Source organism: Bacillus sp. AF23 (assembly GCF_020861455.1).
GTDB lineage: Bacteria > Bacillota > Bacilli > Bacillales > Bacillaceae > Bacillus > Bacillus halotolerans.
In genome coordinates this window covers 160622-185028 of the sequence record NZ_JAJHVY010000030.1, presented here as the reverse complement: position 1 = coordinate 185028, position 24407 = coordinate 160622, and the positions used below count along the sequence as shown (strand labels likewise).

24 protein-coding genes are annotated in these 24407 nt (G+C 45.1%); 18 read left to right on the top strand and 6 right to left on the bottom strand.

The window, feature by feature from the left end; genetic code table 11:
• Window positions 1–9: 9 nt before the first annotated feature.
• Window positions 10–1407, top strand: a complete 1398-nt coding sequence (gene sufB / locus LNN34_RS16720) for a Fe-S cluster assembly protein SufB (protein WP_024713611.1) — start codon at window positions 10–12, stop codon at window positions 1405–1407.
• 95 nt (window positions 1408–1502) lie between these two features.
• On the opposite strand, the gene LNN34_RS16715 is transcribed toward sufB, so the two are convergent.
• Complete coding sequence (locus tag LNN34_RS16715) at window positions 1503–1778, bottom strand: hypothetical protein (RefSeq protein ID WP_059353513.1); 276 nt, start codon at window positions 1776–1778, stop codon at window positions 1503–1505.
• Window positions 1778–1927, bottom strand: coding sequence for a hypothetical protein (locus LNN34_RS16710; protein ID WP_003240873.1), 150 nt, complete (start codon window positions 1925–1927; stop codon window positions 1778–1780). Before LNN34_RS16710 ends, LNN34_RS16715 begins: the two co-directional genes overlap by 1 nt.
• A gap of 158 nt (window positions 1928–2085) precedes the next feature.
• Between LNN34_RS16710 and LNN34_RS16705 the strand changes: the two genes are divergently transcribed.
• From LNN34_RS16705 to LNN34_RS16675, 7 genes are all read left to right on the top strand, one after another.
• The gene (locus LNN34_RS16705; protein ID WP_229043889.1) at window positions 2086–3204 is read left to right on the top strand and encodes an NAD(P)/FAD-dependent oxidoreductase; all 1119 of its coding nucleotides are present in this window, start codon (window positions 2086–2088) and stop codon (window positions 3202–3204) included.
• A gap of 102 nt (window positions 3205–3306) precedes the next feature.
• A complete protein-coding gene (locus tag LNN34_RS16700; protein WP_010331777.1) occupies window positions 3307–3681 on the top strand; it encodes a nucleotide excision repair endonuclease in 375 nt (124 codons plus the stop codon).
• A gap of 215 nt (window positions 3682–3896) precedes the next feature.
• Window positions 3897–4883: a fructosamine deglycase FrlB gene (gene frlB / locus LNN34_RS16695; RefSeq protein ID WP_229043887.1), complete on the top strand. Its 987-nt coding sequence runs from the start codon at window positions 3897–3899 to the stop codon at window positions 4881–4883.
• 80 nt (window positions 4884–4963) lie between these two features.
• Window positions 4964–6232, top strand: coding sequence for an ABC transporter substrate-binding protein (locus LNN34_RS16690; protein WP_229043885.1), 1269 nt, complete (start codon window positions 4964–4966; stop codon window positions 6230–6232).
• 57 nt (window positions 6233–6289) lie between these two features.
• On the top strand, window positions 6290–7168 hold the full coding sequence (locus tag LNN34_RS16685; protein WP_044159032.1) for a carbohydrate ABC transporter permease: 879 nt from the start codon (window positions 6290–6292) through the stop codon (window positions 7166–7168).
• Window positions 7169–7171: 3 nt separating this feature from the next.
• Window positions 7172–8074 carry a carbohydrate ABC transporter permease gene (locus LNN34_RS16680; protein WP_229043884.1) on the top strand — a complete coding sequence of 301 codons (903 nt, stop codon included), beginning with the start codon at window positions 7172–7174 and terminating at the stop codon, window positions 8072–8074.
• Between the two features lie 13 nt (window positions 8075–8087).
• On the top strand, window positions 8088–8942 hold the full coding sequence (locus LNN34_RS16675) for a fructoselysine 6-kinase (protein ID WP_229043883.1): 855 nt from the start codon (window positions 8088–8090) through the stop codon (window positions 8940–8942).
• Between the two features lie 24 nt (window positions 8943–8966).
• Here LNN34_RS16675 and frlR read toward each other — a convergent pair whose 3' ends face one another.
• Entirely contained in the window at window positions 8967–9695 is a 729-nt protein-coding gene (frlR, locus tag LNN34_RS16670; protein ID WP_024122756.1) for a transcriptional regulator FrlR, read from the bottom strand.
• A 183-nt stretch (window positions 9696–9878) separates the two neighbouring features.
• Here frlR and LNN34_RS16665 point away from each other — a divergent pair, with 183 nt between their 5' ends.
• The gene (locus LNN34_RS16665) at window positions 9879–10982 is read left to right on the top strand and encodes an ABC transporter ATP-binding protein (RefSeq protein ID WP_229043882.1); all 1104 of its coding nucleotides are present in this window, start codon (window positions 9879–9881) and stop codon (window positions 10980–10982) included.
• 33 nt (window positions 10983–11015) lie between these two features.
• On the opposite strand, the gene LNN34_RS16660 is transcribed toward LNN34_RS16665, so the two are convergent.
• The gene (locus LNN34_RS16660) at window positions 11016–11882 is read right to left on the bottom strand and encodes an endonuclease I family protein (protein ID WP_044159027.1); all 867 of its coding nucleotides are present in this window, start codon (window positions 11880–11882) and stop codon (window positions 11016–11018) included.
• 453 nt (window positions 11883–12335) lie between these two features.
• On the opposite strand from LNN34_RS16660, the gene allC reads away from it, so the two are divergent.
• From allC to pucE, 7 genes are all read left to right on the top strand, one after another.
• Window positions 12336–13574 carry an allantoate deiminase gene (allC, locus tag LNN34_RS16655; protein ID WP_101859991.1) on the top strand — a complete coding sequence of 413 codons (1239 nt, stop codon included), beginning with the start codon at window positions 12336–12338 and terminating at the stop codon, window positions 13572–13574.
• Between the two features lie 16 nt (window positions 13575–13590).
• On the top strand, window positions 13591–14841 hold the full coding sequence (locus tag LNN34_RS16650; RefSeq protein WP_229043881.1) for a pyridoxal-phosphate-dependent aminotransferase family protein: 1251 nt from the start codon (window positions 13591–13593) through the stop codon (window positions 14839–14841).
• Between the two features lie 216 nt (window positions 14842–15057).
• Entirely contained in the window at window positions 15058–16059 is a 1002-nt protein-coding gene (locus LNN34_RS16645; RefSeq protein ID WP_229043880.1) for an XdhC family protein, read from the top strand.
• Window positions 16056–16721, top strand: coding sequence for a xanthine dehydrogenase accessory protein PucB (gene pucB / locus LNN34_RS16640; protein WP_229043878.1), 666 nt, complete (start codon window positions 16056–16058; stop codon window positions 16719–16721). Before LNN34_RS16645 ends, pucB begins: the two co-directional genes overlap by 4 nt.
• Window positions 16660–17493, top strand: a complete 834-nt coding sequence (gene pucC, locus LNN34_RS16635) for a xanthine dehydrogenase subunit C (RefSeq protein WP_229043876.1) — start codon at window positions 16660–16662, stop codon at window positions 17491–17493. The genes pucB and pucC overlap by 62 nt, the downstream gene beginning before the upstream one ends.
• The gene (gene pucD / locus LNN34_RS16630) at window positions 17494–19731 is read left to right on the top strand and encodes a xanthine dehydrogenase subunit D (protein ID WP_229043874.1); all 2238 of its coding nucleotides are present in this window, start codon (window positions 17494–17496) and stop codon (window positions 19729–19731) included.
• Window positions 19722–20243, top strand: a complete 522-nt coding sequence (gene pucE, locus LNN34_RS16625; RefSeq protein ID WP_229043872.1) for a xanthine dehydrogenase subunit E — start codon at window positions 19722–19724, stop codon at window positions 20241–20243. Before pucD ends, pucE begins: the two co-directional genes overlap by 10 nt.
• Before the next feature lie 445 nt (window positions 20244–20688).
• On the opposite strand, the gene LNN34_RS16620 is transcribed toward pucE, so the two are convergent.
• Both LNN34_RS16620 and LNN34_RS16615 read right to left on the bottom strand, forming a co-directional pair.
• Window positions 20689–21153, bottom strand: coding sequence for an SMI1/KNR4 family protein (locus tag LNN34_RS16620; protein WP_044430364.1), 465 nt, complete (start codon window positions 21151–21153; stop codon window positions 20689–20691).
• An 18-nt stretch (window positions 21154–21171) separates the two neighbouring features.
• On the bottom strand, window positions 21172–22935 hold the full coding sequence (locus LNN34_RS16615) for a T7SS effector LXG polymorphic toxin (protein ID WP_229043870.1): 1764 nt from the start codon (window positions 22933–22935) through the stop codon (window positions 21172–21174).
• A gap of 209 nt (window positions 22936–23144) precedes the next feature.
• Between LNN34_RS16615 and LNN34_RS16610 the strand changes: the two genes are divergently transcribed.
• Together LNN34_RS16610 and LNN34_RS21955 are read left to right on the top strand one after the other, a co-directional pair.
• Window positions 23145–24275: a Rap family tetratricopeptide repeat protein gene (locus LNN34_RS16610; RefSeq protein ID WP_229043868.1), complete on the top strand. Its 1131-nt coding sequence runs from the start codon at window positions 23145–23147 to the stop codon at window positions 24273–24275.
• Window positions 24275–24406: a hypothetical protein gene (locus tag LNN34_RS21955; RefSeq protein WP_267476724.1), complete on the top strand. Its 132-nt coding sequence runs from the start codon at window positions 24275–24277 to the stop codon at window positions 24404–24406. The genes LNN34_RS16610 and LNN34_RS21955 overlap by 1 nt, the downstream gene beginning before the upstream one ends.
• Window position 24407: the final 1 nt, after the last annotated feature.

Genomic DNA, 24407 nt, shown 5'->3' with positions numbered 1-24407 from the left:
TGAAAATGGATGGCTAAAAAAATGCCTGATATTGGTGAATACAAATATGGTTTTCACGACAAGGACGTTTCCATTTTCCGTTCAGAGCGCGGATTGACAAAAGAAATCGTAGAAGAAATTTCTCGCATGAAAGAAGAGCCTCAATGGATGCTTGATTTCCGCTTGAAATCACTTGAACATTTCTACAATATGCCAATGCCTCAATGGGGCGGAGATCTAAACTCACTGAACTTTGACGAAATTACGTACTACGTAAAACCGTCTGAGCGTTCAGAGCGTTCTTGGGATGAAGTTCCTGAGGAAATTAAGCAAACATTCGACAAGCTCGGTATTCCTGAAGCTGAACAAAAATACCTTGCGGGTGTTTCTGCTCAGTACGAATCTGAGGTTGTATACCACAACATGAAAGAAGATCTTGAAGCGCAAGGCATCGTCTTTAAAGACACGGACAGCGCGCTGAAAGAAAATGAAGACATTTTCCGTGAGCACTGGGCAAAAGTGATTCCGCCGACTGATAACAAGTTCGCGGCGCTGAACTCAGCTGTTTGGTCCGGCGGATCTTTCATCTACGTGCCAAAAGGCGTGAAGGTTGAGACACCGCTTCAAGCTTACTTCCGTATCAACTCTGAAAATATGGGTCAATTCGAACGTACGCTGATCATCGTTGACGAGGAAGCAAGCGTGCATTACGTTGAGGGCTGTACGGCACCTGTTTACACAACAAACTCTCTTCACAGTGCGGTTGTTGAGATCATCGTGAAAAAAGGCGGCTACTGCCGTTATACAACGATCCAAAACTGGGCGAACAACGTTTACAACCTTGTAACAAAGCGTACGATCTGTGAAGAAAACGCAACTATGGAATGGATCGATGGCAACATCGGGTCTAAACTGACAATGAAATATCCGGCTTGTATCCTAAAAGGCGAAGGCGCGCGCGGTATGACGCTTTCTATCGCTCTTGCGGGTAAAGGCCAGCATCAGGATGCGGGTGCGAAAATGATTCACCTTGCGCCAAACACATCTTCCACAATCGTATCAAAATCGATTTCAAAACAGGGCGGAAAAGTAACCTACCGCGGAATCGTCCACTTCGGACGTAAAGCGGAAGGCGCCCGTTCCAACATCGAGTGCGATACGCTCATTATGGATAACAAATCAACATCAGATACAATTCCTTACAATGAAATCTTAAATGATAACATTTCATTGGAGCACGAAGCGAAAGTGTCTAAAGTATCTGAAGAACAGCTCTTCTACTTGATGAGCCGCGGTATTTCCGAAGAAGAAGCGACTGAAATGATCGTAATGGGCTTCATCGAGCCATTCACAAAAGAGCTTCCAATGGAATACGCAGTTGAAATGAACCGTTTGATTAAATTCGAAATGGAAGGTTCAATCGGTTAATGTTAATAAAAAAGGACGCGACTGGTTTACAGACGCGTCCTTTTTATATACAGAAGAAAACCGTGGGCCGAGGGCGCGCACGGAGTTGTTCTTTCTCAGTTTTCTGTTGTCTCGGGGTTAACAACTTTCATCACAGATGTTCTGTTGGTATAATTGCTGTTCATCTCTAGCAATTGAGTATAGGCCGTGTCAAATTCCTCTTTTGTCATCTGCTTTGCGGCTAATGCAGAGCATAAAATGGCAAAGGCAATCGGCATTGTGTCAATGTGAATATCAATATGGACTTCCGAATTGCCGCTGTTTTCAATAACAGAGCCATTTTTGGGCATTTCCGCAGCATGTCTGTTGATAGGAATGATATTCTCGTTCATTACTCTTCTCCGTCTTGAGACTGTGCCTGTGCCTGATCCTGATCTGTATTCACGTTGACTACGACTTTTGCATTGCCGCTGTTTTCAACTTTAGCAACTGATACATTGCGCTTTTGGTTTTCTTCATTTTCATGACGATTTTCGCTCATGGTATCATCCTTTCTCTATTGATAGTGACAGGATATTCAATAGGAGAGTGAAGAGATTGGACGAACTTCGCGATTTTTCCACATTGGGTCTAAAGGTCGAAGAAAAGCACTCTATTTGGTAAAATGAATAGATATTATAAAAGAAAAGGTGTTTGCATATGAAGTCTTACATCATCGTCGGCGCAGGCATACTAGGTGCGTCGACGGCTTATCATCTCGCAAAATCAGGAGCCCGGGTTACGGTGATTGACCGGAATGAACCGGGACAAGCGACTGACGCGGCGGCGGGGATCGTCTGTCCTTGGCTGTCGCAGCGCCGCAATCAGGATTGGTATCAGCTCGCTAAGGGCGGAGCGCGATACTATAATGATTTAATCAAGCAATTGGAAGAGGACGGAGAGACAGACACCGGATACAAGCGTGTCGGGGCGATCAGCATTCACACTGATTCAGTGAAGCTTGATAAGATGGAGGAGCGGGCGTATAAGAGGCGCGAGCATGCGCCGGAGATCGGTGACATCACCCGTTTGTCCGCGAGTGAAACGAAAAAGCTGTTTCCCATTTTAGCTGACGGCTATGAATCGGTTCATATCAGCGGCGCCGCTCGTGTGAACGGGAGGGCGCTATGCCGGTCGCTTTTAAGCGCTGCCGAGAAACATGGTGCGGTCATTGTAAAAGGAAACGCGTCCTTGCTTTTTGAGAACGGAAGAGTCACCGGTGTCCAAACAGATAAGCAGCAGTTTGAGGCTGATAATGTGATCGTGACTGGAGGGGCATGGGCCAATGAATTGATGAAGCCTCTGGGCATTCATTTTCAAGTGTCCTTTCAGAAGGCGCAGATTATGCATTTTGAAATTCCTGGCGCAGATACCGGATCATGGCCGGTGGTGATGCCGCCGAATGATCAGTATATTCTGTCCTTTGATGACGGCAGAATTGTAGCAGGCGCCACCCATGAAAATGAGGCCGATCTTAAAGACCTGCGTGTGACAGCAGGGGGACAGCATGAAGTCTTGAGCAAAGCACTTGCCGCAGCCCCGGGGCTTGCTGACAGCACAGTCATTGAAACAAGAGTGGGCTTCAGACCGTTTACACCGGGGTTTCTGCCAGTGGTGGGTGCCGTGCCGAATGTTCAAGGACTTTACGCCGCTAACGGTTTAGGCGCGTCAGGATTAACGATGGGGCCGTTTCTCGGTTCAGAGCTCGCAAAGCTAGTTCGCGGACAGCCGACAGGAATAGACCTTAGCCCTTATGATCTTGCCGGAGCGCTTGCATAATAATGAAAGGCATGACAAACAAATATAATAAAGCTGTTCTAGCTTTTCTTTCCTGTCTGTGTTAGCATTTATCTTTAATGAAAAAGAGGACGTGAACTGATTTTGATAAAAATTGATATACCAGCACCGAATGTGACGATCACCGAACGGCAGCAGTCAGCCAATGATAACGAGCCGAAAATAAAGGCGATTTACGGATTCATCGACTTTCACCAGATACCAAGGGATAAAGGCGGCATCTTCATGTTTTACAACATTCACGATGAGCTGCTGTTTGTCGGTAAAGCCAGAAAGTTAAGACAGAGAATTAAGAAGCATTTTGAAGATACTGTCTCACCGATCAAAAATCACAGAGACGAAGTATATAAAATTGAAGTATGTGTAGTCGAAGATCCAATGGAAAGAGAAATTTACGAAACCTACATCATCAATACACAGCACTCGAAGTACAATATAGACAAGGTATTTTTTAAATAAGAAGTCAGTCTGCGGATTGAGCAGTGAAGCCAGAGCTTATGCTAAGTTCTGGCTTTTTGATTTGGCATTTTTCTGTACGTAGGCCTGTAGTCTATCACTCGATTAAATTATTGAGAAATTTCAGAAAATGATATTGACAATCCAAGCTGCGGACTTTAATATAACAATATATAATGTTATATAACGTTATATAATAAAAATGAGGAGTGAAGGATTTGAGTCAAGTCACAGCAAAAGTTAATCGTGAGGTTCAAGCTTTCTTGCAGGATTTGAAAGGAAAAACCATTGACCATGTATTCTTTGTCGCATGCGGAGGGTCTTCGGCCATCATGTATCCGAGTAAATATGTGTTTGACAGGGAGTCAAAATCAATCAGCTCCGACCTTTACAGCTCTAATGAATTTATTCAGCGAAACCCTGTGCAGCTTGGTGAAAAGTCTCTTGTCATTTTGTGCTCGCATTCGGGAAATACTCCGGAAACGGTAAAAGCCGCTGCATTTGCGAGAAGCAAAGGCGCGCTTACGATTGCAATGACGTATAAGCCGGAGTCTCCTTTAGCACAGGAAGCGCAATATGTCGCCCAATATGACTGGGGTGATGAGGCGCAGGCGATCAATACGAACTATGGTGTTCTATATCAAATCGTTTTCGGCGCTTTGCAGGTATTAGAAAACAATACGAAATTTGAACAAGCAATAGAAGGTTTAGATCAATTGCAGGCTGTGTATGATGAAGCCCTTAAGCAGGAAGTTGAAAACACACAGCAATTTGCAAAAGCACATGAAAAAGAAAGCATCATTTATACAATGGCAAGCGGTGCAAACTACGGTGTCGCTTACTCCTACAGCATCTGCATTCTCATGGAAATGCAATGGATTCATTCCCACGCCATTCATGCCGGAGAATATTTTCACGGACCGTTTGAAATTATTGATGAATCCGTGCCGTTTATCATCCTGCTCGGTTTAGATGAAACAAGGCCTCTTGAAGAGCGGGCGCTTACCTTCTCGAAAAAATATGGCAAAAAGCTGACTGTGCTCGATGCCGCATCTTACGACTTCACTGCAATTGACGATTCAGTAAAAGGCTACCTTGCTCCGCTCGTTCTTAACCGTGTGCTGAGAAGCTATGCGGACGCTTTGGCAGAAGCAAGAAATCATCCTTTATCTCATAGAAGATACATGTGGAAAGTTGAGTATTGATCTGAAAAAGAGGAACCATTATGCATTAGACTATAATGTTATATAACATTATAGTCTAATGTCCAGAGGAGGCCAACCCTTTGAAGAAAATGTTTTTATTTTTGATCATTGCAGCTGTCGGTATGCTCACCATTGCGGGCTGTTCGAGCCAGGGCAGTTCAGCGGATGGAAAGGTGACATTGAAATTTTTCCACAGATGGCCGAAGGAGCCGGAAAAAAGGTATTTTGAAGAGGTTGTAAAGGAATTTGAAAAAGAGCATCCGGATATCGACATTCAAACTGAAGCGGTTTTGAATGACTCCTATAAAGATAAAATTAAAGTTATGCTGGGAACCAGCAGCCCTCCTGATATTTACTTCTCATGGAGTGACGAGTTTGCTTTTAAATTTATCAGAGGAAATAAAGCACTTGATCTCTCGTCCTACTACAAAGATGATACAGATTGGTCATCGCAGCTCGTTCAATCGCAAGTTACACCATTTACGTATGAAAACAAACAATATGGCGTGCCGTGGCAAATGGACGCTAAATCATTTTTCTATAATAAAGATATTTTTAAAAAGCTCAATCTAGAGCCGCCGGCGACTTGGGATGAACTCATCGATGTCTCCAAGAAGCTGAAAGAAAATGGCTATACGCCGATCAGTTTCGGAACAAAAGCGCCTTGGACAATCTCACATTATATCGGCACGCTGAATCAGCGGATGGTCGATGAAAAAACAAGAGAAAAGGATTATAACGCCAAAACGGGTGAATTTACCGATGAAGGCTATGTGAAAGCACTTGAAAAGCTGCAGGAACTGATGCCTTACTTCAATAAACATGTAAATTCCGTCGACCATGAATATGTGAGACAGCAATTTAAGAGCGGAAAGTCGGCGATGATATATGCGGAAACGGCTGAAATCAAACTGGTCGAGCCAGTGAATCTAGGGATGTTCTCATTCCCTGAAATCAGCGGACAAAAAGGATCTTCAGAAGCGTTAACGGGGGCGCCTGAAGGATTTATGATTTCTTCGAAAACAAAACATCCGAAGGAAGCAGTGGAATTTTTGCAATTTCTGACGTCGAAAAAAATGGGTGTAAAGCTCGTTAAGGACGTCGGCAAATACAGTGCGGTGCAAGGGACGGCAACCCAAGAAAATTCTACAGCCATTCAGCGTGAAGCCGTTCAGCATATCGTAGATGCCAAATCAATGGTTCCGTGGTTCGATATGGATGTTGATGTTGAAATCGCAGATGTGTACTTAACAAGCGTCCAGCAAATGCTTGGCGGCGACACGACACCGGAGCAGGTCATGAAAGCCGTCCAAAAAGCAGCCAAGCAAGTGAAGGCGTCAGCTGAATAAATCAAAGAAAAGGTGAAGCGACGCACCTTTTCTTTTTATAAAGGAGATGAGTTATCCTTGGTCAACCAAAATAGAATAATCCCCTATTTGTTTTTACTGCCGGCTCTTGTTTTTCTACTTTTCGTTTATATCCCGATTTTTGAGAATGTCTTTCTCAGTCTGTTTCAATGGAGCTCTTTTTCTCCGGAAAAAACGTTTATCGGATTGAAGAACTATGTTGAATTATTTCGTGATCCTGTCTTTTATCAAGCCCTCACGAATAACGTGCTCTACGCAGTGATCTCAATTGTATGCCAGGTGTTTGGCGGTTTGATTTTGGCGGCGGTGCTTGAGGATAAGCTGGTCAGAAAATGGTCGCCTTTTTTTCGTACCGTTTTCTTTTTGCCGGTTGTCATCTCGATGACGGTGATCGCGCTTTTATTTGATTTTATTTACAACCCTGAGACGGGGCTTTTGAATCAGCTGCTTCAGGCAATCGGACTTGATCAGCTGACGAGGGCATGGCTCGGGGAGGACAGCACGGCTATGCTTTCTGTCATCTTTGTGTCGCAGTGGCAGTCTGTCGGTTATATTGCGATGCTGTATATTGTGTCGATTCAAAAAATACCGGATGAACTGTATGAAGCGGCGCGTCTTGACGGTGCGGGGAAAATTCAGCAGTTTTTTCACATTACCATCCCCCAGACGAAAGAGATGTCTTTTGTTGCGGTGGTGATGACGCTGACAGGCGCTTTTACAGTGTTTAACGAGCCGTACATTTTGACAGGCGGCGGACCGGGAAACGCTTCTGAGGTATTAAGCACATTCTTATATAAAAGCGCCTTTACAAAGGATATGATGGGGTATGCTTCAGCGATTGCCACTGTTGTGTTACTCATTACGCTTGCTTTGTCGCTCATGCAAATGAAGTTCTTTAAAACCGGAAAGGAGGATTAACAGATGCTGCCTCAAAAGAAGACAGATTCGTTAAGATTAGAGCCTGTGCCTGACCGGTACATCGAGGTGAAAAGAAAGCCGAGGCGAAAATGGTATATCGGAGAAACGTCTGTATGGGTTTTTCTGTTTCTTTATCTAATCGCGATTGCTTATCCGCTTTTATGGATGGTCATGAGCGCCTTTAAAAGCTCGGATGATATTTTTGAGAACAGCTGGTCGCTGCCGTCTTCGTGGCATCCGGAGAACTTTGTGTCCGCCTGGAATCAGGGGATTTCTTCTTATTTTATGAACAGTGTGATCGTGACGGCGCTGACATGTGTGATTACTGTCTTTATCAGCGCATGGGCGGCATACGGGCTTTCGAGGTTCGAGTTTAAAGGAAGAGGGTTCTTTTTGGTGCTTTGTCTTGGCGGTTTGATGCTGACGCCTCAGGTCAGTCTTGTGCCGCTTTATTCCATTATTCAGTCGCTGGGGCTTTACAATACGTATTGGGCTTTGATTTTGCCTTATGCGGCTTATCGGATTCCATTTACCATCATTTTAATCCGCTCTTATTTTCTTTCTATTTCTAAAGAATTGGAAGAGGCGGCTTATTTAGATGGGTGTACGAGTTTCGGAGTATTTTTCAGAATTTTCTTACCAATGAGTGTGCCGATTTTAGTGACGTCGGGTATTCTGACAGCTTACCATACGTGGAATGAGTTTATGTTTGCGATTATTTTCATAGATGACGAGAATTTGCGGACCATTCCAGCGGGGCTGATGCAGTTCCGAGATGCGCTGCAGACGGATTGGGGCGTCTTGCTGGCGGGATTAACGATTTCTGCCGCGCCGATTATTATTCTGTTTTTATTTATGCAGAAATATTTTGTCCGCGGGATTGCAAGCGGAAGCGTAAAAGGATAAAGGAGGAAGCACAATGAAATTAATTGCTGTTGGAGACAACGTTGTAGACTACTATCAGGATCAAGAAACATTCTATCCGGGAGGAAATGCCTTAAATGTCGCAGTGCTTGCAAAACGGCTCGGGCATGAGTCTTCCTATATCGGAATCATCGGCAATGACGAAGCCGCGGCTCATCTGCTGAATGTGCTGAAATTGGAGAAGGTCAACGCTGATTTTATTCGCCAGGCGCATGGGGAAAACGGAATGGCAATCGTTACCCTTGATGAACAGGGGGACCGGATCTTTGTCCGATCGAATAAGGGCGGCATCCAGTCGCGTCTCCGTCTTGTGTTCCAGGAAAAGGACTTATCTTTTATCAGCGGCCATGATCTGCTGCATACCAGTGTGTACAGCAGGCTTGAGAACGATTTGCCGCAGCTGTGCGGACTGATCCCGGTTTCTTTTGATTTTTCAACAAATCGAGAGGATGAGTATTTGAAAAAGGTCTGTCCTTATGTGACGTACGCGTTCTTTTCAGGGAGCGATCTGAGTGAGACGGAGTGCGGCCAGCTCGCCAAAAAGGCACATGAGTATGGAGCAAAAATTGTTTGCATGACCCGCGGCGGGCAAGGGGCGATCCTGTCTGCGGGGGACCGAATCTACCATCAGCCGATTGTGGAAGCTGATATAATAGACACACTCGGAGCGGGAGATTCATTTATCGCGGGATTTTTGACTGCGTTTTGTGAGAAGCAGGATATGATGAACGCTTTGCGCCAAGGAGCGGAAACAGCTGCGAAAACATGCGGAGTGTACGGGGCATTCGGCTACGGCTATCCCTATCGCCTGGAGGAAGGGGGAAGCAGTGAAAAAACGAGAATACTATAAGCAGTGTCTCGTTTTTTATGCCTGTCATGTGTAGGGACTGTTGATTGTAAATGTGACACGGTTTGTGTGCATCAGAAACAGTGAGCAGTAGATCGGCTGATCGTTTGAGGTAAATGCGGTTTTATCGATTTCAAACAGCGCATCCCCGATATCGCAATCCAAGTATTTGCTTTCCTCCTGCTGGGCATAGACAACATTTAATAGTTTTGTATTGTGAGTGGGAACAACTTGGTATTGCTGCTTTAAAATATCATGCATAGATACACCGTCAGCAATAAACGTATTGATGGCAGGAAACATGTCCAGCGGGTAATGCGTGATCTCAAAGGTGAGCGGCTGATCATCGTTATATAAAATCCGTTTTAATTCAACGACAGGGCTCTCGGGATTAATCTGAAGCTTTTCGGCGATCGGTTTCGATGCTGGTATGATTTCATGGGACAGAACCTGATGCTTCGGTTTTTTCCCGGTTGATTCCATAAATTCAGAGTAGCCGTTTACTGCGATCAGCTCTCTCTTCAATTTAGGGCTTTTAACGAACGTTCCTTTTCCCTGCTGCCTGATCAGATAACCTTCTTCGACCAGATCGAGAATGGCTTTTCTGACGGTAATGCGGCTCACATTATACTTGCTGCAAAGCTCGTTTTCTGTGGGCAGCTTGGCAGCCGGGGAATACAAGCCCTTTTTAATGTCATCTGTTATGATTTGTTTTAGCTGAATGTATAAAGGTGTTGAACTTCCGTTGTTTAACAAGGGGTAGCCTCCTTTTAAGCTATTATTTATATTATAATGTATTATGACGTTATAATACAAATTTGCGTTTTTTGTTTTAGAAATATAGCAAATATGGGAATCGATTACTCTAAAAATAACAGAAAGACCGAGTTGTTTCCAGTGACGAAATAACGGAGAAAAAAAGACGGGGGGAGTTTTCTGATGGCTTCATTAACATTTGAACATGTCAAAAAATCATATCATTCACAATTAACGGTGAAGGACTTTGATTTAGATGTAAAAGATAAAGAGCTTTTGGTGCTGGTGGGGCCGTCAGGCTGCGGCAAATCGACAACCCTGCGGATGGTGGCCGGGCTGGAAAGCATTTCGGAAGGAAGCCTCTTCATCGATGGGGAACGGGTCAATGATCTTCCGCCGAAGGAGCGTGATATCGCGATGGTGTTCCAAAACTATGCGCTGTATCCGCATATGACTGTTTTCGATAACATGGCATTCGGACTGAAGCTCAGAAAAATGCCGAAACAAGAAATTGCCGAGCGGGTGCATGCAGCTGCAAACATTTTGGAGATTGAGCATTTGCTGAAGAGAAAACCGAAGGCACTTTCCGGCGGCCAGCGGCAAAGGGTGGCGCTTGGCAGATCAATTGTGCGGGAACCAAAGGTCTTTTTAATGGATGAACCGCTTTCTAATCTGGATGCGAAGCTGAGAGTGACGATGCGGACAGAAATCAGCAAGCTTCACCAGCGGCTGGAAGCAACCATTATCTATGTCACCCATGATCAGACTGAAGCGATGACGATGGGCGATCGGATTGTCGTCATGAATGAAGGTAAAATTCAGCAAGTGGCCAAGTCTCATGATATCTATCATTATCCGGCAAACCTGTTCGTGGCCGGGTTTATTGGCTCTCCCGGAATGAACTTTTTCAAAGGCATGATTGAAGAGCACCATGGCGAGCTGTTTTTTACAAATCCTTCGATCCGGCTTCATATTCCTGAAGAAAAGGCGAAACGGCTGAAGGAAAAAGGCTATACCGGAAAACAGATGACAGCCGGTGTACGGCCGGAGCACATCGCACAAATGACTGGAAATGACCGGCTGTTTGATTCTGTGTTTAAAGCGACGGTAGAAGTGAATGAAAATTTGGGACCTGAGCTGATTGTGCATGTCAGCGCCGGGAACGAGCGGCTCACGGTTCGCCTGGATGGCGGCAATCGAATCGCCGCGGGCGATACAATTCAGCTGGCGGTGAAAATGGATCACGCCGTCTTTTTCGATGCTGAAACGGAACAGGCTGTGTATTAGAAAAGGTGCTCCCTTCGGGGGAGCACCTTTTTCTTACGGCCAAATGTCGTCTGCCCATTCAGGGTGATCGATAAATGGATTTCGGTTGTGCTGATATTTTTCATAAATGATTTCATTTCTTTTTCTTTCGCGGGCATCAACAGGGTCCTGCCTATTCCATTCAAGCAAGGCGGATTGTTTTCCGTGATAAGGAGCAGAGCCGTTTCCTGTCCTATCATTGAGCTCAAGGTCAGGGTAGCCGTCGTCTCCTTCGTAACGGACAGCCATGTAAAACAGCATGCGGGCGACATCGCCTTTCACATCATCGCGGGGCTCCCATGAATCTCCGTCATAGTAATTTCCGGGCGCTTTCGCATACTCGTTGCCGCCGTTGTCAAAGTCCATGTTGCCTCTGGCACTGTTTACTTGGACGTCTGCTGGGCGCAAGTGATGAATATCAGTGCCGGGCCCCTTGCTTGTACCAAAATCGCCATGGGATTTCGCCCAGACATGCTCCCGGTTCCAGTCCCCGACATTGCCGCCGTTCAGGTTTTTCGAACGGGATTCATTCGTATAGAGCAGGATGACGTTATTCGGATTGGCCGGATCTGCATCTGTTTCTTTCAGCGCGTTCCATACCTCGCTGTAAGACAGCATCGTATGTCCGCTAATGATGCGGTGCAGCGCGCTTTTTAACGCTTCTCCGCTTTTTCCTTCAGCACCTTCATAATAGGTGTCTGTGTCGGCGTATGGTGCAGCGGGAGAGACTAATGAGAGAATGCCCCCGGAGGCTGCGGAAGAAGTAGCTGCACGGTCATTCAGGTTCAATCCGGTTTGCGCGCTTGCTGAAGCAGAGGGCGCAAACCATCCGGAAATCAGTAATACACAGACGAGCGGCAGAAACCTTGCTTTTTTTGTCATCACTTGCCCTCCTTTAGATCAGATCATGTCTATTATCTAAAATTGAGATAAAGGTTAGAAGTGTCATTTTGTATATTTTTTATTACATTTGTAAAATGGTAACTTTGGAGGAGGCAGAACTCTATTGTTCCGGGATCTTTAGTCCGCGTTATTGCTCCGCGGATATTAGGCAAGCGCTGTTCCTTGATCGAGTGCCGCTTCACTGAAAGCATTGCCTTCCCGTGATTTTCGCTAGTTCATACAATAAATCTTTAGAACCACTTTTTCCTCTCGCTGTTTTTTTAATTCATCGCTGCCTATTGACTCTCTTCCTTACTGGCTGCTATTCCTAAATGGAATGGCAGGCTGGTTATTATGACCAAAAAACAAACGTTTTTTTGGTTTATGTGCTGATGAACTATACGTCTTCCTCCCTCTATAATGAAGTCACCATAACGGCCAGAGGAGGAAGACATGGAAAAGCAGAGGCTTTCAGTAGAAAGCGGCATCGCTGATTACATCGATTGGCTTGCCCAATTCGGTGCGTCTGCTGATGGCGGAGTGACGAGACTTTTGTACACCAAGGAGTGGATGGACGCGCAGCTCGCCGTGAAAGAGGAGATGTCGGCATTTGGGCTTGACGCCAGATTTGACGACGTCGGCAATGTCTTTGGAAGGCTTCAGGGCACCCAGTCTCCGGATGAAGTGATTTTAGCCGGCTCACATATCGATACGGTGATCAATGGGGGAAAGTATGACGGCTCATATGGCGTGCTTGCGGCAATGCTTGCTTTAAAGCAGCTCAAAGAAACATACGGAGCGCCGAAAAAAACGCTTGAGGCCGTGTCTTTATGTGAGGAAGAGGGCAGCCGTTTTCCGATGACATACTGGGGATCAGGGAATATGATGGGTGCTTTGTCATTGAAGCATGCGGAAGTACCGAGAGACGGATCAGGTGTTTCATTACAAGAGGCGATGCATGACAACGGTTTTGGCAGAGGCGTGTATCCGTCAGCGCACAGGACAGATATCAACGCTTTTATTGAAATTCACATTGAACAAGGACAGACGCTTGAAATGTCAGGACGAGATCTCGGTGTGGTGACAAGTATAGTCGGGCAGAGGAGATATCTGATTACGCTTGAGGGAGAATGCAACCACGCAGGGACCACCTCCATGAAGTGGCGCAAGGACCCGCTCGCAGCCAGCAGCCGAGTGATTCATGAACTGCTGTTTCGCGCTGAAGAACAGCCGGATGAGCTTCGTCTGACATGCGGAAAAATGACGGTGCAGCCCAATGTGGCCAATGTCATACCTGGCCGGGTGCAGTTTTCAATCGATATTCGACATCAAAATCAGCATGTTCTGGAGCATTTTCATGAAGAAATGACTGCTGTCATCAACGGCATTTGTGACGAAAAAGGGATTCACGCCATGATTGATGAATATATGCGGATAGAGCCTGTGCCGATGGACAAAACGCTTTCTGCCAAGGCTCTTGAGACAGCGGCAGAAAACGGTATCAGCTGTGAAGAAATGGTGAGCGGGGCAGGGCATGATGCGCAAATGATCGGAAGGAGCTGCCCCGCTTGTATGCTGTTTGTGCCGAGCAGAGGCGGCATCAGCCATTCGCCGAAGGAGTTTACTTCTGCACGTCAGCTTGAGATCGGCGTCCGCACATTGACTAATTTATTATACAAACTGGCTTACTGATGAAGGAGGAATGGCTGTGTCAGGCAGAAAAGAATTATGTACACCGTTAAGAACGATTATGACACCGGGGCCTGTAGAGGTCGATCCGCGTGTATTAAGAGTGATGAGCACGCCGGTTGTCGGCCAATTTGATCCGGCGTTTACCGATATCATGAATGAAACGATGGAGATGCTCCGAGAATTATTTCAAACGAAAAATCGCTGGGCGTATCCGATTGACGGCACCTCCCGGGCGGGAATCGAAGCGGTGTTAGCGAGTGTCATTGAACCGGGAGATGACGTGCTTATTCCGATATACGGACGCTTTGGCTTTTTGCTGACTGAAATCGCTGAGCGGTACGGGGCGAATGTTCATACGATTGAGTGTGAGTGGGGAACGGTTTTTGACCCTGACGCTATTATACGGGAAATGAAAAAAGTGAAGCCGAAAATTGTGGCGATGGTGCACGGGGAAACATCAACTGGCCGAATCCATCCGCTGAAAGCGATTGGAGAAGCGTGCCGTGCTTGGGATGCACTGTTTATTGTCGATGCGGTAGCGACAATTGGGGGCTGCGAGGTGAAAGTGGATGAATGGAACATTGACGCAGCTATCGGTGGTACGCAAAAGTGTTTGTCTGTTCCGTCTGGCATGGCACCGATTACATATAATGAACGGGTGGCAGATATCATTGCGGCGCGCAAAAAGGTGGAACGCGGAATTGCGACCCAGGCAGACAAGGCGAAGCTTTCCGGAAATCGCCCGATCACAAGCAATTATTTTGATTTGAGCCAGCTCGAGGATTATTGGAGCGAACGGCGGCTCAATCATCATACAGAAGCGACAACGATGCTTTATGCCTTGCGTGAGGGCGTGAGACTGGTGCTTGATGAAGGCCTTAAAGCACGTTTCGAGCGGCATCAATACCATGAGGCCGCGTTAATAGCCGGAATTAAAGCGATGGGGCTGAAGCTGTTTGGGGATGAGAGCTGCAAAATGCCTGTTGTCACCTGTGTGCAAATCCCGGACGGCGTAGATGGAGAGTCAGTCCGCCATATGCTTTTGGCACAGTTTGGAATCGAAATCGCCAGCTCATTCGGCCCTTTAGCCGGGAAGATTTGGAGAATTGGTACGATGGGCTACAGCTGCAGAAGAGAAAACGTACTGTTTGTCCTTGCCGGATTAGAAGCTGTGCTTCTCAGACATGGCGCTGTGATCGAAGCGGGAAAAGCGCTTCAGGCCGCGCTTGATGTATATGAAAATGCTAAGAGCCAGGCAGCGATTTAAAGAAAAAGCTTGCGGAATTCCGCAGGCTTTTTTCATTTTCGCTCATTCTCCAATCTGATTTTCTCCGTTTGACTCTTTTTACAAATCCGTTTTCTCTGTGTTGCATTTTCTGACGGAGCATGAGTCATTTTTTCTTTTTTCATCTATTCTTTATTCAAGGCACCTATAAAGTGACGTTTTATTTCTTACAGCAATTTTTGAAAGGGGGATGCGGCATTGGAGTATTTTTACACGATTTTAGATGCGCTTCTGGAAGATCAGGACGAGGCTGTGCTGGCGACCATTGTACAAGTCGAAGGCTCTGCATATCGAAAAGCGGGCGCCACCATGCTCTTTAAGAAAAACGGAGAAAGAATCGGCTTGCTGAGCGGCGGGTGTCTGGAAGAGGATATATCCGAAAGAATCGGTGAGCTCGGCGATCAGCTGCCTACAGCGCTTATATCCTATGACATGCGGGCTGAAGACGATCTTTCATGGGGCATGGGAGTCAGCTGCAATGGCGTTATTCATATCTATGCGGAACGAATCTCTCAGGAAAAAAAGCGGCACTATGAAAGAGTAAGAGACTGCCTTTATTCAGGAAAAGCCGTAACAGCTGTTACACAGATTGAATCCTCACAGTCAGGGCGTTATTTGTTTTTGTCAGAGACCGGATATTTTGGGCACTGGCCGGATGTGCCGCTTCAAGATATTCAACGCACCGCTTCAACGCTTCATGTACCGCATTTTGATCCATCATCAAACATTTTTATTCAGCGTATTGAGCCGAAGCCGCGTCTCATTCTGTTTGGGGCGGGCCCAGATATGATACCGCTCGCCAATTTGGCGGCTGAGACCGGATTTTCTGTCATTGTGACAGATTGGCGGCCTGCATATTGCACAGCCGCTCTTTTTCCAAAAGCAGATCAGCTGATCACTGCCTTTCCGGAGCAGATGCTCAGTGAATTTGGATTTTCCCCTCAGGATTCCGCTGTTGTGGCGACTCACCATTTTCAGCACGATCAAGTCATCGTTGAATCCTTATTTTCTCGAGACCTTCATTATATCGGGCTTTTGGGTTCCGAAAACCGCACGAAACGGCTGCTGAATGGAAAACAGCCGCCCGCGCATTTTTACAGTCCGGTCGGGTTGAAAATCGGCGCGGAAGGCCCAGAGGAAATTGCCGTCAGCATCGTTGCGGAAATCCTTCAAACACGAAAACGGCTGGCGGTTATATGAGCATTATCGGTATATTTCTGGCGGCCGGAAAAAGCGAGAGAATGGTCACAAACAAGCTGGCATTGCCGCTAAAAGGAGAAACGATCGGATCGGCTTCATTAAAAACAGCTCTATTATCCCGTCTTGACCATGTGCTGATTGTCGAGAGGACAGAACATGCTTCACTTGAGTGGATCGGGGCGCAATATCAAGCACCGCCTTTTCTGGATCGCTGGAGTTTGCATGTCTGTAAAGAGGCGGAAAAGGGCCAAGGGCATTCTGTCAGCAGCGGGGTGAGAAAAGCTGAAAGCATGGGGGCAGACGGGGTCGTCATTCTGTTGGGTGACCAGCCGCAGCTTTCTGTCGATCATGTAAATGCCCTGATATCAAGGGCTCATGAAATGTTTGCGGTGTCAGCGTCTTTGCGTACGCTCAGTCCGCCTATTTATTTCTCATCCGCCTGTTTTCCATATGTAAAGGAGTTGAAGGGAGATGAGGGTGCCCGCAGGCTGCTGAAAAACGGACAGCTTGGCACTGGAGCGGTGCTGGCAGTGAAAGCGTGCGAAGAACTGGAAGATATTGATACGCCGGAGGAATATGACACTGTCAGGAGGCGAATACATGTACGGACAAGTGACACAGGCGCGAATGAACATTCAATTATGGAGGCCGGCAGCGCTTGATGAGGCATTTTCTCTTTTGAAGCAGCTTGCGCCAGATGTGTGTGCAGCATCGGGCAGCACGCTGCTCCAGCTCCAATGGGACAAAGGAATTCTTCCGAAAGCGCATCTCATCAGCCTTGAAGGCATTGATGAGATGAAAGGCATTACCGCTGACGGCACCCATGTGTCGATCGGGGCGCTCACCACGCTGAATGAATGCAGAAAAAACAGCCTCATCAAGCGGGATTTGGCTTGCTTATGTGATGCAGTTTCTGCTGTTGCAGCGCCGGGAATCCGAAGCCGGGCCACAATTGGCGGCAACATAGCGAGTAAAATAGGGGATTTGATTCCGCTTCTGCTTGTGCTTGATGCGGAGCTTATCGTTTATCAGAAGGAGCTTGTCAGGCTGCCGCTTGCTGGATGGATCTCCAGTGAAGAGTATTCACATGGAATCGTGACGCGTGTGATCATCCCGCGTCCAGAGGGAGATCGTGTGTTTTTCCGCAAGCTGGGAAGGCGGCAGGCATTTACCGGAGCGGTTGCTGTGGCGGCAGGACGTTTACTGAAAGACAGTGACATTCGCCTCGCAGCGGGCCATGCCGATATCAGGCCAAAAAGATTAATAGAAAGCGAGGCGAAATGGATGGAGCCTGAATGGGAGGCGCACGAGCTGTACGAAACACTTATCAAGGAGCTGCCGTTTTCAGCTGATGCTTTCGTGTCAGCGGCATACAGAAAAAAAGCGGCTGCCAACGTCATCATGTCCGAGCTGATGTTTGAGGGAGGGGAATAAATGAGCATATGCAAACCGCCAAGAATAAGGCCGGATGGAAGGGAAAAGGTCACGGGTGAATTGAAGTATATGACTGATCTCACTTTTCAGGGGATGCTGTACGGCAAAATTCTGAGAAGCGCTTTCCCTCATGCGGAAATCGTGTCGATTTGCACCAAAAAGGCTGAAGAAATGGAAGGTGTGCGGGCGGTCGTCACCCATAAGGATGTTCCGGGTTTCAACCGTTTTGGGATTGTCATTCCTGACCAGCCGGTTCTATGCGAGGATAGAGTGCGTTATGTCGGAGATGCAGTGGCAGCAGTTGCCGCAGAAACAGAAGACATTGCCGAAGCCGCGCTGGAGCTGATTCACGTGGTGTACAGGGAGCTGGAGGTCATTGATTCTCCGGAAAAAGCGCTCCGACCAGATGCGTATATGCTGCACCCGGAAGGTAACATCCTTCATCGTGCGTTTTTCTCGCACGGCGATGTGGAAGCGGGATTCCAATCGTGTCACACCATTCTTGAAGAAACCTACGAACTGCCGCGGCAGATGCATACGTATATGGAAACGGAAGGGGGCGTAGCTGTTCCGGAACGTGACGGGGGTTTTACAATGTACGCTGGCACTCAGCACGGCTACAAGGACCGTTTTCAGCTTGCCCGCATTTTTGGTATTCCTGAAGAGAAAATTCGGGTTGTGTCGAGTCCGATGGGCGGCTCATTTGGCGGAAAGGATGAGCTGAATATTCAGCCGTATGCTGCGCTTTTGGCCCATAAAAGCGGGCGTCCGGTCAAAATACATCAGACGAGACAGGAATCTGTACGCTCAGGAATCAAGCGCCACCCGATGAAAATCACGATCAAAACAGGGGCTGATCAAACAGGGAAGCTTCTGGCTCATGATGTGAAAATCATTGCCGATACAGGCGCTTACGCCACGCTGGGACCGGCAGTCCTGGATTTTTCTGCCGAGCATGCCGCGGGTCCGTACCGCATTCCGAATATCCGCACTGAAGGGATCTCTGTGTTTACGAACAATGGGGTGGCGGGAGAATTCCGGGGCTTTGGCGGCAACCAAATCACATTTGCGCTGGAAACCCATCTTGATCGAATCAGCAGCATGCTCGGCATCGATCCGCTGGAGCTGCGAAGAAGAAATATCAGAAAACCGCATGACCCTGGGCCGCTTGAGCATCGGATTGCGCCCACTGACGGAGCGGCGCAGGTGTTGAACGTCATTTCTGCATCTTCTATTCTCAAAAGAAAACATCAGACGTCTCGTTATAAACGAAGAGGTGTTGGATCCGCAATTACTATGCACGGGGGCGGGCTTGGCTATGGCCGGATGGATGCCGCAGGAGGGCGTCTTTCCCTTTCAAGTGACGGCAAAATTACGGCTTCGTTTGGGTTTGAAGAGTGCGGGCAGGGCATACTCGCCGCGGTTGAACATATTGTCACCGAAGAGCTTGGCTGCGCGGCGGAGGATATTTCCATTGTCATTGGGGATACCGCAAAAGTGCCAAAGTCAGGCTCCTCCACGGCATCCCGCGGCACGAGCATGGTGTGGCACGCGATCCAGCGTTTGAAGAAACCGTTTCTATATCAGCTGAAAAAACGTGCCGCACAATCGGTCTCATGTTTGCCTGAACAACTCATTCTCAGCGCTGGGGGGCTGCGGATGCTTAATAAAAAGGAGCTGGTGGTGACCTATAAGGAATTGGCAGAAAAAGGCTCTTTGACTGAGGAAACAGCATTCGATTTTCCGACAACGCCTGATCCTGTGGTCGGCGGCCATTTTCTCTACTCATTTGGAGCGGCTGCAGTTGAGGTGGAGGTTGATCTATTAACAGGCGATGTCAAAGTGATAGATTGTGAGCACGCCATTGCGGCAGGCCCGGTTGTCAGTCCGCAGGGCTATCGTGGACAAATCGAAGGCGGCGCTGCTATGGCGCTCGGCTATACGCTGATGGAGGAAGCAAAAATGACGGACGGCCGTTACACAGCGGAGAATTTGGATCAGTATGTAATTCCGGGAATCAAAGATGTTCCGGCAATGAAACTGACCGCGATAGAAGAGATGATGGATGGTGACTCATATGGCCCGCGCGGTGTCGGAGAAATAGGAACGATCGCCATTACCCCGGCGATTGTAAAGGCGGTACATGATGCAGTCGGCTGCTGGGTGAACAAGCTGCCGATTTCGCGTGAAGAGCTGCTTGATGCGATAGACAGAAAGGGGATAAAACAATGGACGTAAAAGAAGCAGGATCTTTCTCTGCAAGAAAGCAGCGGTTCCGAATGACCGTGAATGGAATAGAGCAGGAGGTTGATGCGGTTCCTACAGCTCGCTTGAGTGACCTTCTGCGGACGGAATTCGAGCTGACCGGAACTAAGATATCCTGCGGAATCGGCCGCTGCGGAGCATGCTCCATTTTAATTGACGGAGAGCTGGCCAATGCGTGTATGACCATGGCTTATCAAGTAGACGGCCATTCCATTACAACAATCGAGGGAATACAAAAAGAAGAACTGGATATCTGCCAAACAGCTTTTCTGGAAGAAGGCGGCTTCCAATGCGGATACTGTACCCCAGGAATGATAATTGCACTTAAAGCACTGTTCGAGGAAACCCTGCATCCCACAGATGAACAAATAGAAGAAGGGCTGGCGGGGAATTTGTGCCGGTGTACAGGGTACGGTGGGATTATGCGGTCGGCTTGGAGGATCAGAAAAGAATTAAACAATGAGAAAATTAAGTCCGGCTCTTAAAACCGGACTTATTAGTCTGAGAAGTTTATTTCTAAAATTGTGAGACGATCAAGAGGTTTTCCTTCATTAACTTTCTCGACCACTATACTAGACACTGTATTTTGCAAAAGCTGCTTTTTTTCTTTGTCTGTCAAATTGCTCCATGACTCTATTAAATCACTGAACGCTCGGCGTTATTTCTTCAAGGGCCTTCAATTCCTCTTTTAGTTGTTTTTCCTTCTTATTTTCCCCGTTCATTCTATCTTTGAATTCTTCATCATTTAACAATTCATTAGCCCAAGCATATTGCCATTTCTTTTTCCGGGTAAGTAGTTTATCTAAATCATCCTGAATTTTTTTCTGTTTTTTTTCATTTGAGAATTGTTCTTCAAGATTTTCAATTTCGCTATCTTCTACATCCTCTATACTTGTAAAATGAGGGGCTCTAAATTGTAATTAATTTGACTTAATCGTCCCAGTCTTCATCTTCTTCCCAGTTTTCTTTTTTTTCAAGCAATCTTTTATAGAAAAATTCAATAAAGCTATCGGCTAGCTTGTCCTGGTATCCAAGCACTCTATCCCAAATAAAAACAGGACATTCATTATTACTGTTCATTTTGTTAGTATCTAAGGCATATGCAAAAAAATCTATATCTTCTATTACAACAAGTCCCTCAGATAAATTAAAGTGATTACGATATTCTTCTGTGGTTTCAACTACAGAAGCTCCACCATAGTCAAACCCCAAAGTATCAATTCCGTATAAGCCACCAGAGCCAAAGTTTTTCAGAAACCATTTATAACTATCAGGAAGTTGTAATTGGAGCTCCTTCTCTATATTAATAATCTCTTCTTCACCTATTCCTCCAGTAAAATAACTGTCTGCTTTATTATCAGTTATAAATTCTATAGTTTTTTCATATAAGTCCATTGATATCTCTCATTCCTTTTATTTTTCATATTGTTTTGCTCTCCACTTCCAATACCTATCTCGGAAATTATCATATTGGGCTTTCAAAACTGGATCGTTTCTAAAGCTTTCGCCGTCAGATTTAAGCTTATGGATAATGCCGCTATATTTAGTATGTAAGCTATTTGGAATTTCAAGCATTGGGCCAGGTTCTTCTTGAATCAAGTGATGTAAATTAATCTGTGTGCCATCTTTTGCAAACGGAGCGTTACCATTTTTCATAAGTTGAAGATTCGTAAGACCTTTACGATTTTTTTGATTAAGGTCGATATCTTTCATCGTATATACTCTACGACTTACATCTTTAATTTTCCCTTTCGCCTTTACATTTCCCTTTATTTCATATGCTTCATACTTTTCTTTATTTAACCAAGGTGGATTTATCTTTTGCCCAGTAAACGGCTTTCTACTCTCATCTAATTTTTTAGCAAGCTGGAGCAGCCTGTCTTTTGCGCTAACATCGTTGATGACATTATAAGGCATGCCACCTGCTACAACTACATCTTCTCGTATGACAAACGGTTTAATTGCTGTTAGTGGATCAGGAGTTTCGCCAAGTTTTTTAGACACTTTTTTGACTGCAGCTTTTCCAGCTGTTTTCACTCCTATTTTAGCAACTGAACCAGCACCTTTTAAGCCAAAGATGTTTACTGCTGCATATGTAAACCAATGAGCCTTTGATTCTGTGTCACCGTTCTTTACGTCTCTTACATAGGAGTTTATAATTGCATCTTTAATTGAATAAAATGTGGAATCATAGTGATAAACTGCAACTGCAGAATTAATAAGCATGTCGACAGGATGATTATGTGCCATATAGTCTAATGTTTCAGCTGTCATATCATAAAGAGCTGTAACAGTACCTTTGGCTCCAGCCATCAACTCACGTGTGTTTTCAATTTGTGTGAAATACCTCTGTTGATCTTTAGTAAGATTCTCAAAACCAATGGTTTTTGCCATTGAGTAAAATTCATCGGCATCCGCATAATCGTAGTTTTTTAGTCTTTCTTTCAGTTTTTCAATTTCTCGTTCTTTTTCTTCCTTCTTCTTAATCGTCAAATAACCTTCTGTACGTTTTTCAATATCGCCTTTTTTCTTATGTATGTCGCTTTCTCTATACGCTTTGGCATTATAGTGAATAGGTGTAGCATTTTTCCCTTTGCCTGTTGATTCTTGAAGTTTTTTAAAATCTTGTTGAATGAATTGTTCGTTAGGCTCTGTTAATGCATATTCAGTTGTTAAATCATCATCAACTTGTCCAATTTTATCAATTGTTTTTTCACGTTTCTTATCTGCACTGGCAAGTTCAACTTTAAAGTTTTCTGTTGAAAACAAATCAAGTGGTAGGATATCGTCAATATCATTCAGAATGTTTTTCATTGCTTTCTTCTGTTCAGACATAATAGCCTTTGATTTTTTATAAGCATTTGCGAGTTCATGCTCTAAAAAAGACTCCTCGACGTATGCATCTGACAAGCTGGCTTCCTCTATAACTCCAGAGACACTTGTAAGGAAAGCAATTTTCATATCGATAAGATCAATCCATTGATCTGTAACACCGACATGATCATGATAAAATGCTTTGATATTGTTTGCACCTTTACCTGAAAACTCGCTGTCATCTAAATCAGCTACGTCTTTAAATGCTTTTCTGAGCATAACCATTTGTGATCTGAGTTCCTTGTACTCTTTTGCGCGTCTATCTGCTTCAGAAAGCAGTGATTTAGCTTCAAATACCTTCATGATCATATCCTTTCTTATCAAGCTTTGTGTTTCACTGATTAACAAAATTTTACCATATAAAGATATCGAGAAATACAAAAAACCTTTTATTGGGAAAATGAACTGCAACGAAACTAACCGAAGAAAATGTTTGCGGTTTTTTTGCGGCATAAACACTTTTTGGAAATGTTACAATATTACAAAAATAGACATAAGAGGGAGGGGTATGTATGGACCAAGTTTTACCGTCATCCCGAGTGGGAGTCAAGATCAATGAATGGTATAAAATGATTCGTCAATTCAGTGTTCCTGATGCAGAAATCTTAAAGGCGGAAGTGGAGCAAGAAATAGAGGAAATGGAAGAGGATCAGGATTTACTTGTTTATTATTCGTTGATGTGTTTCCGTCATCAATTGATGTTAGATTCATTGGAGCCAGAAGACAGATATCGGGATCGTCCCACAGTCGATGAACTACTTGAAAAAATAGAAAAACCACAAAAAAGACTTACAGGCCTTTTAAAATATTACTCATTATTTTTCCGAGGGATGTATGAATTTGATCATAAAGAATACGTTGAAGCGATAAGTTATTATCGTAAAGCTGAGGAAGAATTGACTGCAGTTTCAGATGAAATGGAACAAGCTGAATTTCATTATAAAATAGCAGATGCCTACTATCAAATTGATCAGCATTTTGTTTCCCTGAATCATTTGAAAAAAGCTAAGCATTTGTTTGAAAAGAATCAATTATATAAGGTGAAAGTGATCGGATGCAATATGATGTTTGGAGCTAATATGTACGATATGTACCGGCTGACAGAGGCGGAATCATATTACCGAGAAGCTTTAAGTGTCGCTGAGGGAATGAATGAGAAAAAGACAAAAAGGATCATTGGAGTGATCTTTCATAATTTAGGCTTAGTTTATTTAAGGACCCAAAATCTAAGTGCAGCTGAAGAGCATTTCAAAAAAGCAATAGACATGAAAGAACATCTTGATACAGTGTATGGAGTAAGATCATTATATATGATGGCAAATGTACTTTACCAAAGCAACAAACCTAAGGAAGCACGTTTCTTTTATGAAACAGCTTTAAAACGGGCTGAAGATTCTAATGAAGAAGAATACATGGCGAAATTAAAGATCATTAATTCAATATATGAAGAATATAATGAAACAGAAGTAAATCAAAGCTTAGACTATTTGGAAAAGAAACGCCTGTGGTCTGATTTTGCAGAATTAACAGAAAAATTGGGTGACTTTCATTATGAGCAAAGAAACTATGCAGAGGGAAGAAGCTTCTTAAAGAGAACTATACATGCACAAACACAAATACTTAAGGTTACGGAGGCTATATAATGAAAAAATTTTTAATCAGCTCCGCTTTAATCGGTATTCTTTTTGCAGGTTTATTAAATGTGGAAAAGGTATATGATGCTTTGAATGATTCTGGAACTTTCTATGTAGCCGAAAAAGCTATTAATATCTAAG

Excerpts from the sequence above, each read along its gene's own strand:
- pucE (WP_229043872.1), top strand. The coding sequence starts at position 19,722 with ATGGACGTAAAAGAAGCAGGATCTTTCTCTGCAAGAAAGCAGCGGTTC.
- LNN34_RS16675 (WP_229043883.1), top strand. The coding sequence starts at position 8,088 with ATGAAATTAATTGCTGTTGGAGACAACGTTGTAGACTACTATCAGGAT.
- LNN34_RS16680 (WP_229043884.1), top strand. The coding sequence starts at position 7,172 with ATGCTGCCTCAAAAGAAGACAGATTCGTTAAGATTAGAGCCTGTGCCT.
- pucD (WP_229043874.1), top strand. The coding sequence starts at position 17,494 with ATGAGCATATGCAAACCGCCAAGAATAAGGCCGGATGGAAGGGAAAAG.
- pucC (WP_229043876.1), top strand. The coding sequence starts at position 16,660 with ATGTACGGACAAGTGACACAGGCGCGAATGAACATTCAATTATGGAGG.
- LNN34_RS16610 (WP_229043868.1), top strand. The coding sequence starts at position 23,145 with ATGGACCAAGTTTTACCGTCATCCCGAGTGGGAGTCAAGATCAATGAA.
- LNN34_RS16620 (WP_044430364.1), bottom strand. The coding sequence starts at position 21,153 with ATGGACTTATATGAAAAAACTATAGAATTTATAACTGATAATAAAGCA.
- LNN34_RS16660 (WP_044159027.1), bottom strand. The coding sequence starts at position 11,882 with ATGACAAAAAAAGCAAGGTTTCTGCCGCTCGTCTGTGTATTACTGATT.
- LNN34_RS16615 (WP_229043870.1), bottom strand. The coding sequence starts at position 22,935 with ATGAAGGTATTTGAAGCTAAATCACTGCTTTCTGAAGCAGATAGACGC.
- LNN34_RS16710 (WP_003240873.1), bottom strand. The coding sequence starts at position 1,927 with ATGAGCGAAAATCGTCATGAAAATGAAGAAAACCAAAAGCGCAATGTA.
- LNN34_RS21955 (WP_267476724.1), top strand. The coding sequence starts at position 24,275 with ATGAAAAAATTTTTAATCAGCTCCGCTTTAATCGGTATTCTTTTTGCA.
- LNN34_RS16665 (WP_229043882.1), top strand. The coding sequence starts at position 9,879 with ATGGCTTCATTAACATTTGAACATGTCAAAAAATCATATCATTCACAA.
- sufB (WP_024713611.1), top strand. The coding sequence starts at position 10 with ATGGCTAAAAAAATGCCTGATATTGGTGAATACAAATATGGTTTTCAC.
- LNN34_RS16715 (WP_059353513.1), bottom strand. The coding sequence starts at position 1,778 with ATGAACGAGAATATCATTCCTATCAACAGACATGCTGCGGAAATGCCC.
- LNN34_RS16705 (WP_229043889.1), top strand. The coding sequence starts at position 2,086 with ATGAAGTCTTACATCATCGTCGGCGCAGGCATACTAGGTGCGTCGACG.
- pucB (WP_229043878.1), top strand. The coding sequence starts at position 16,056 with ATGAGCATTATCGGTATATTTCTGGCGGCCGGAAAAAGCGAGAGAATG.
- allC (WP_101859991.1), top strand. The coding sequence starts at position 12,336 with ATGGAAAAGCAGAGGCTTTCAGTAGAAAGCGGCATCGCTGATTACATC.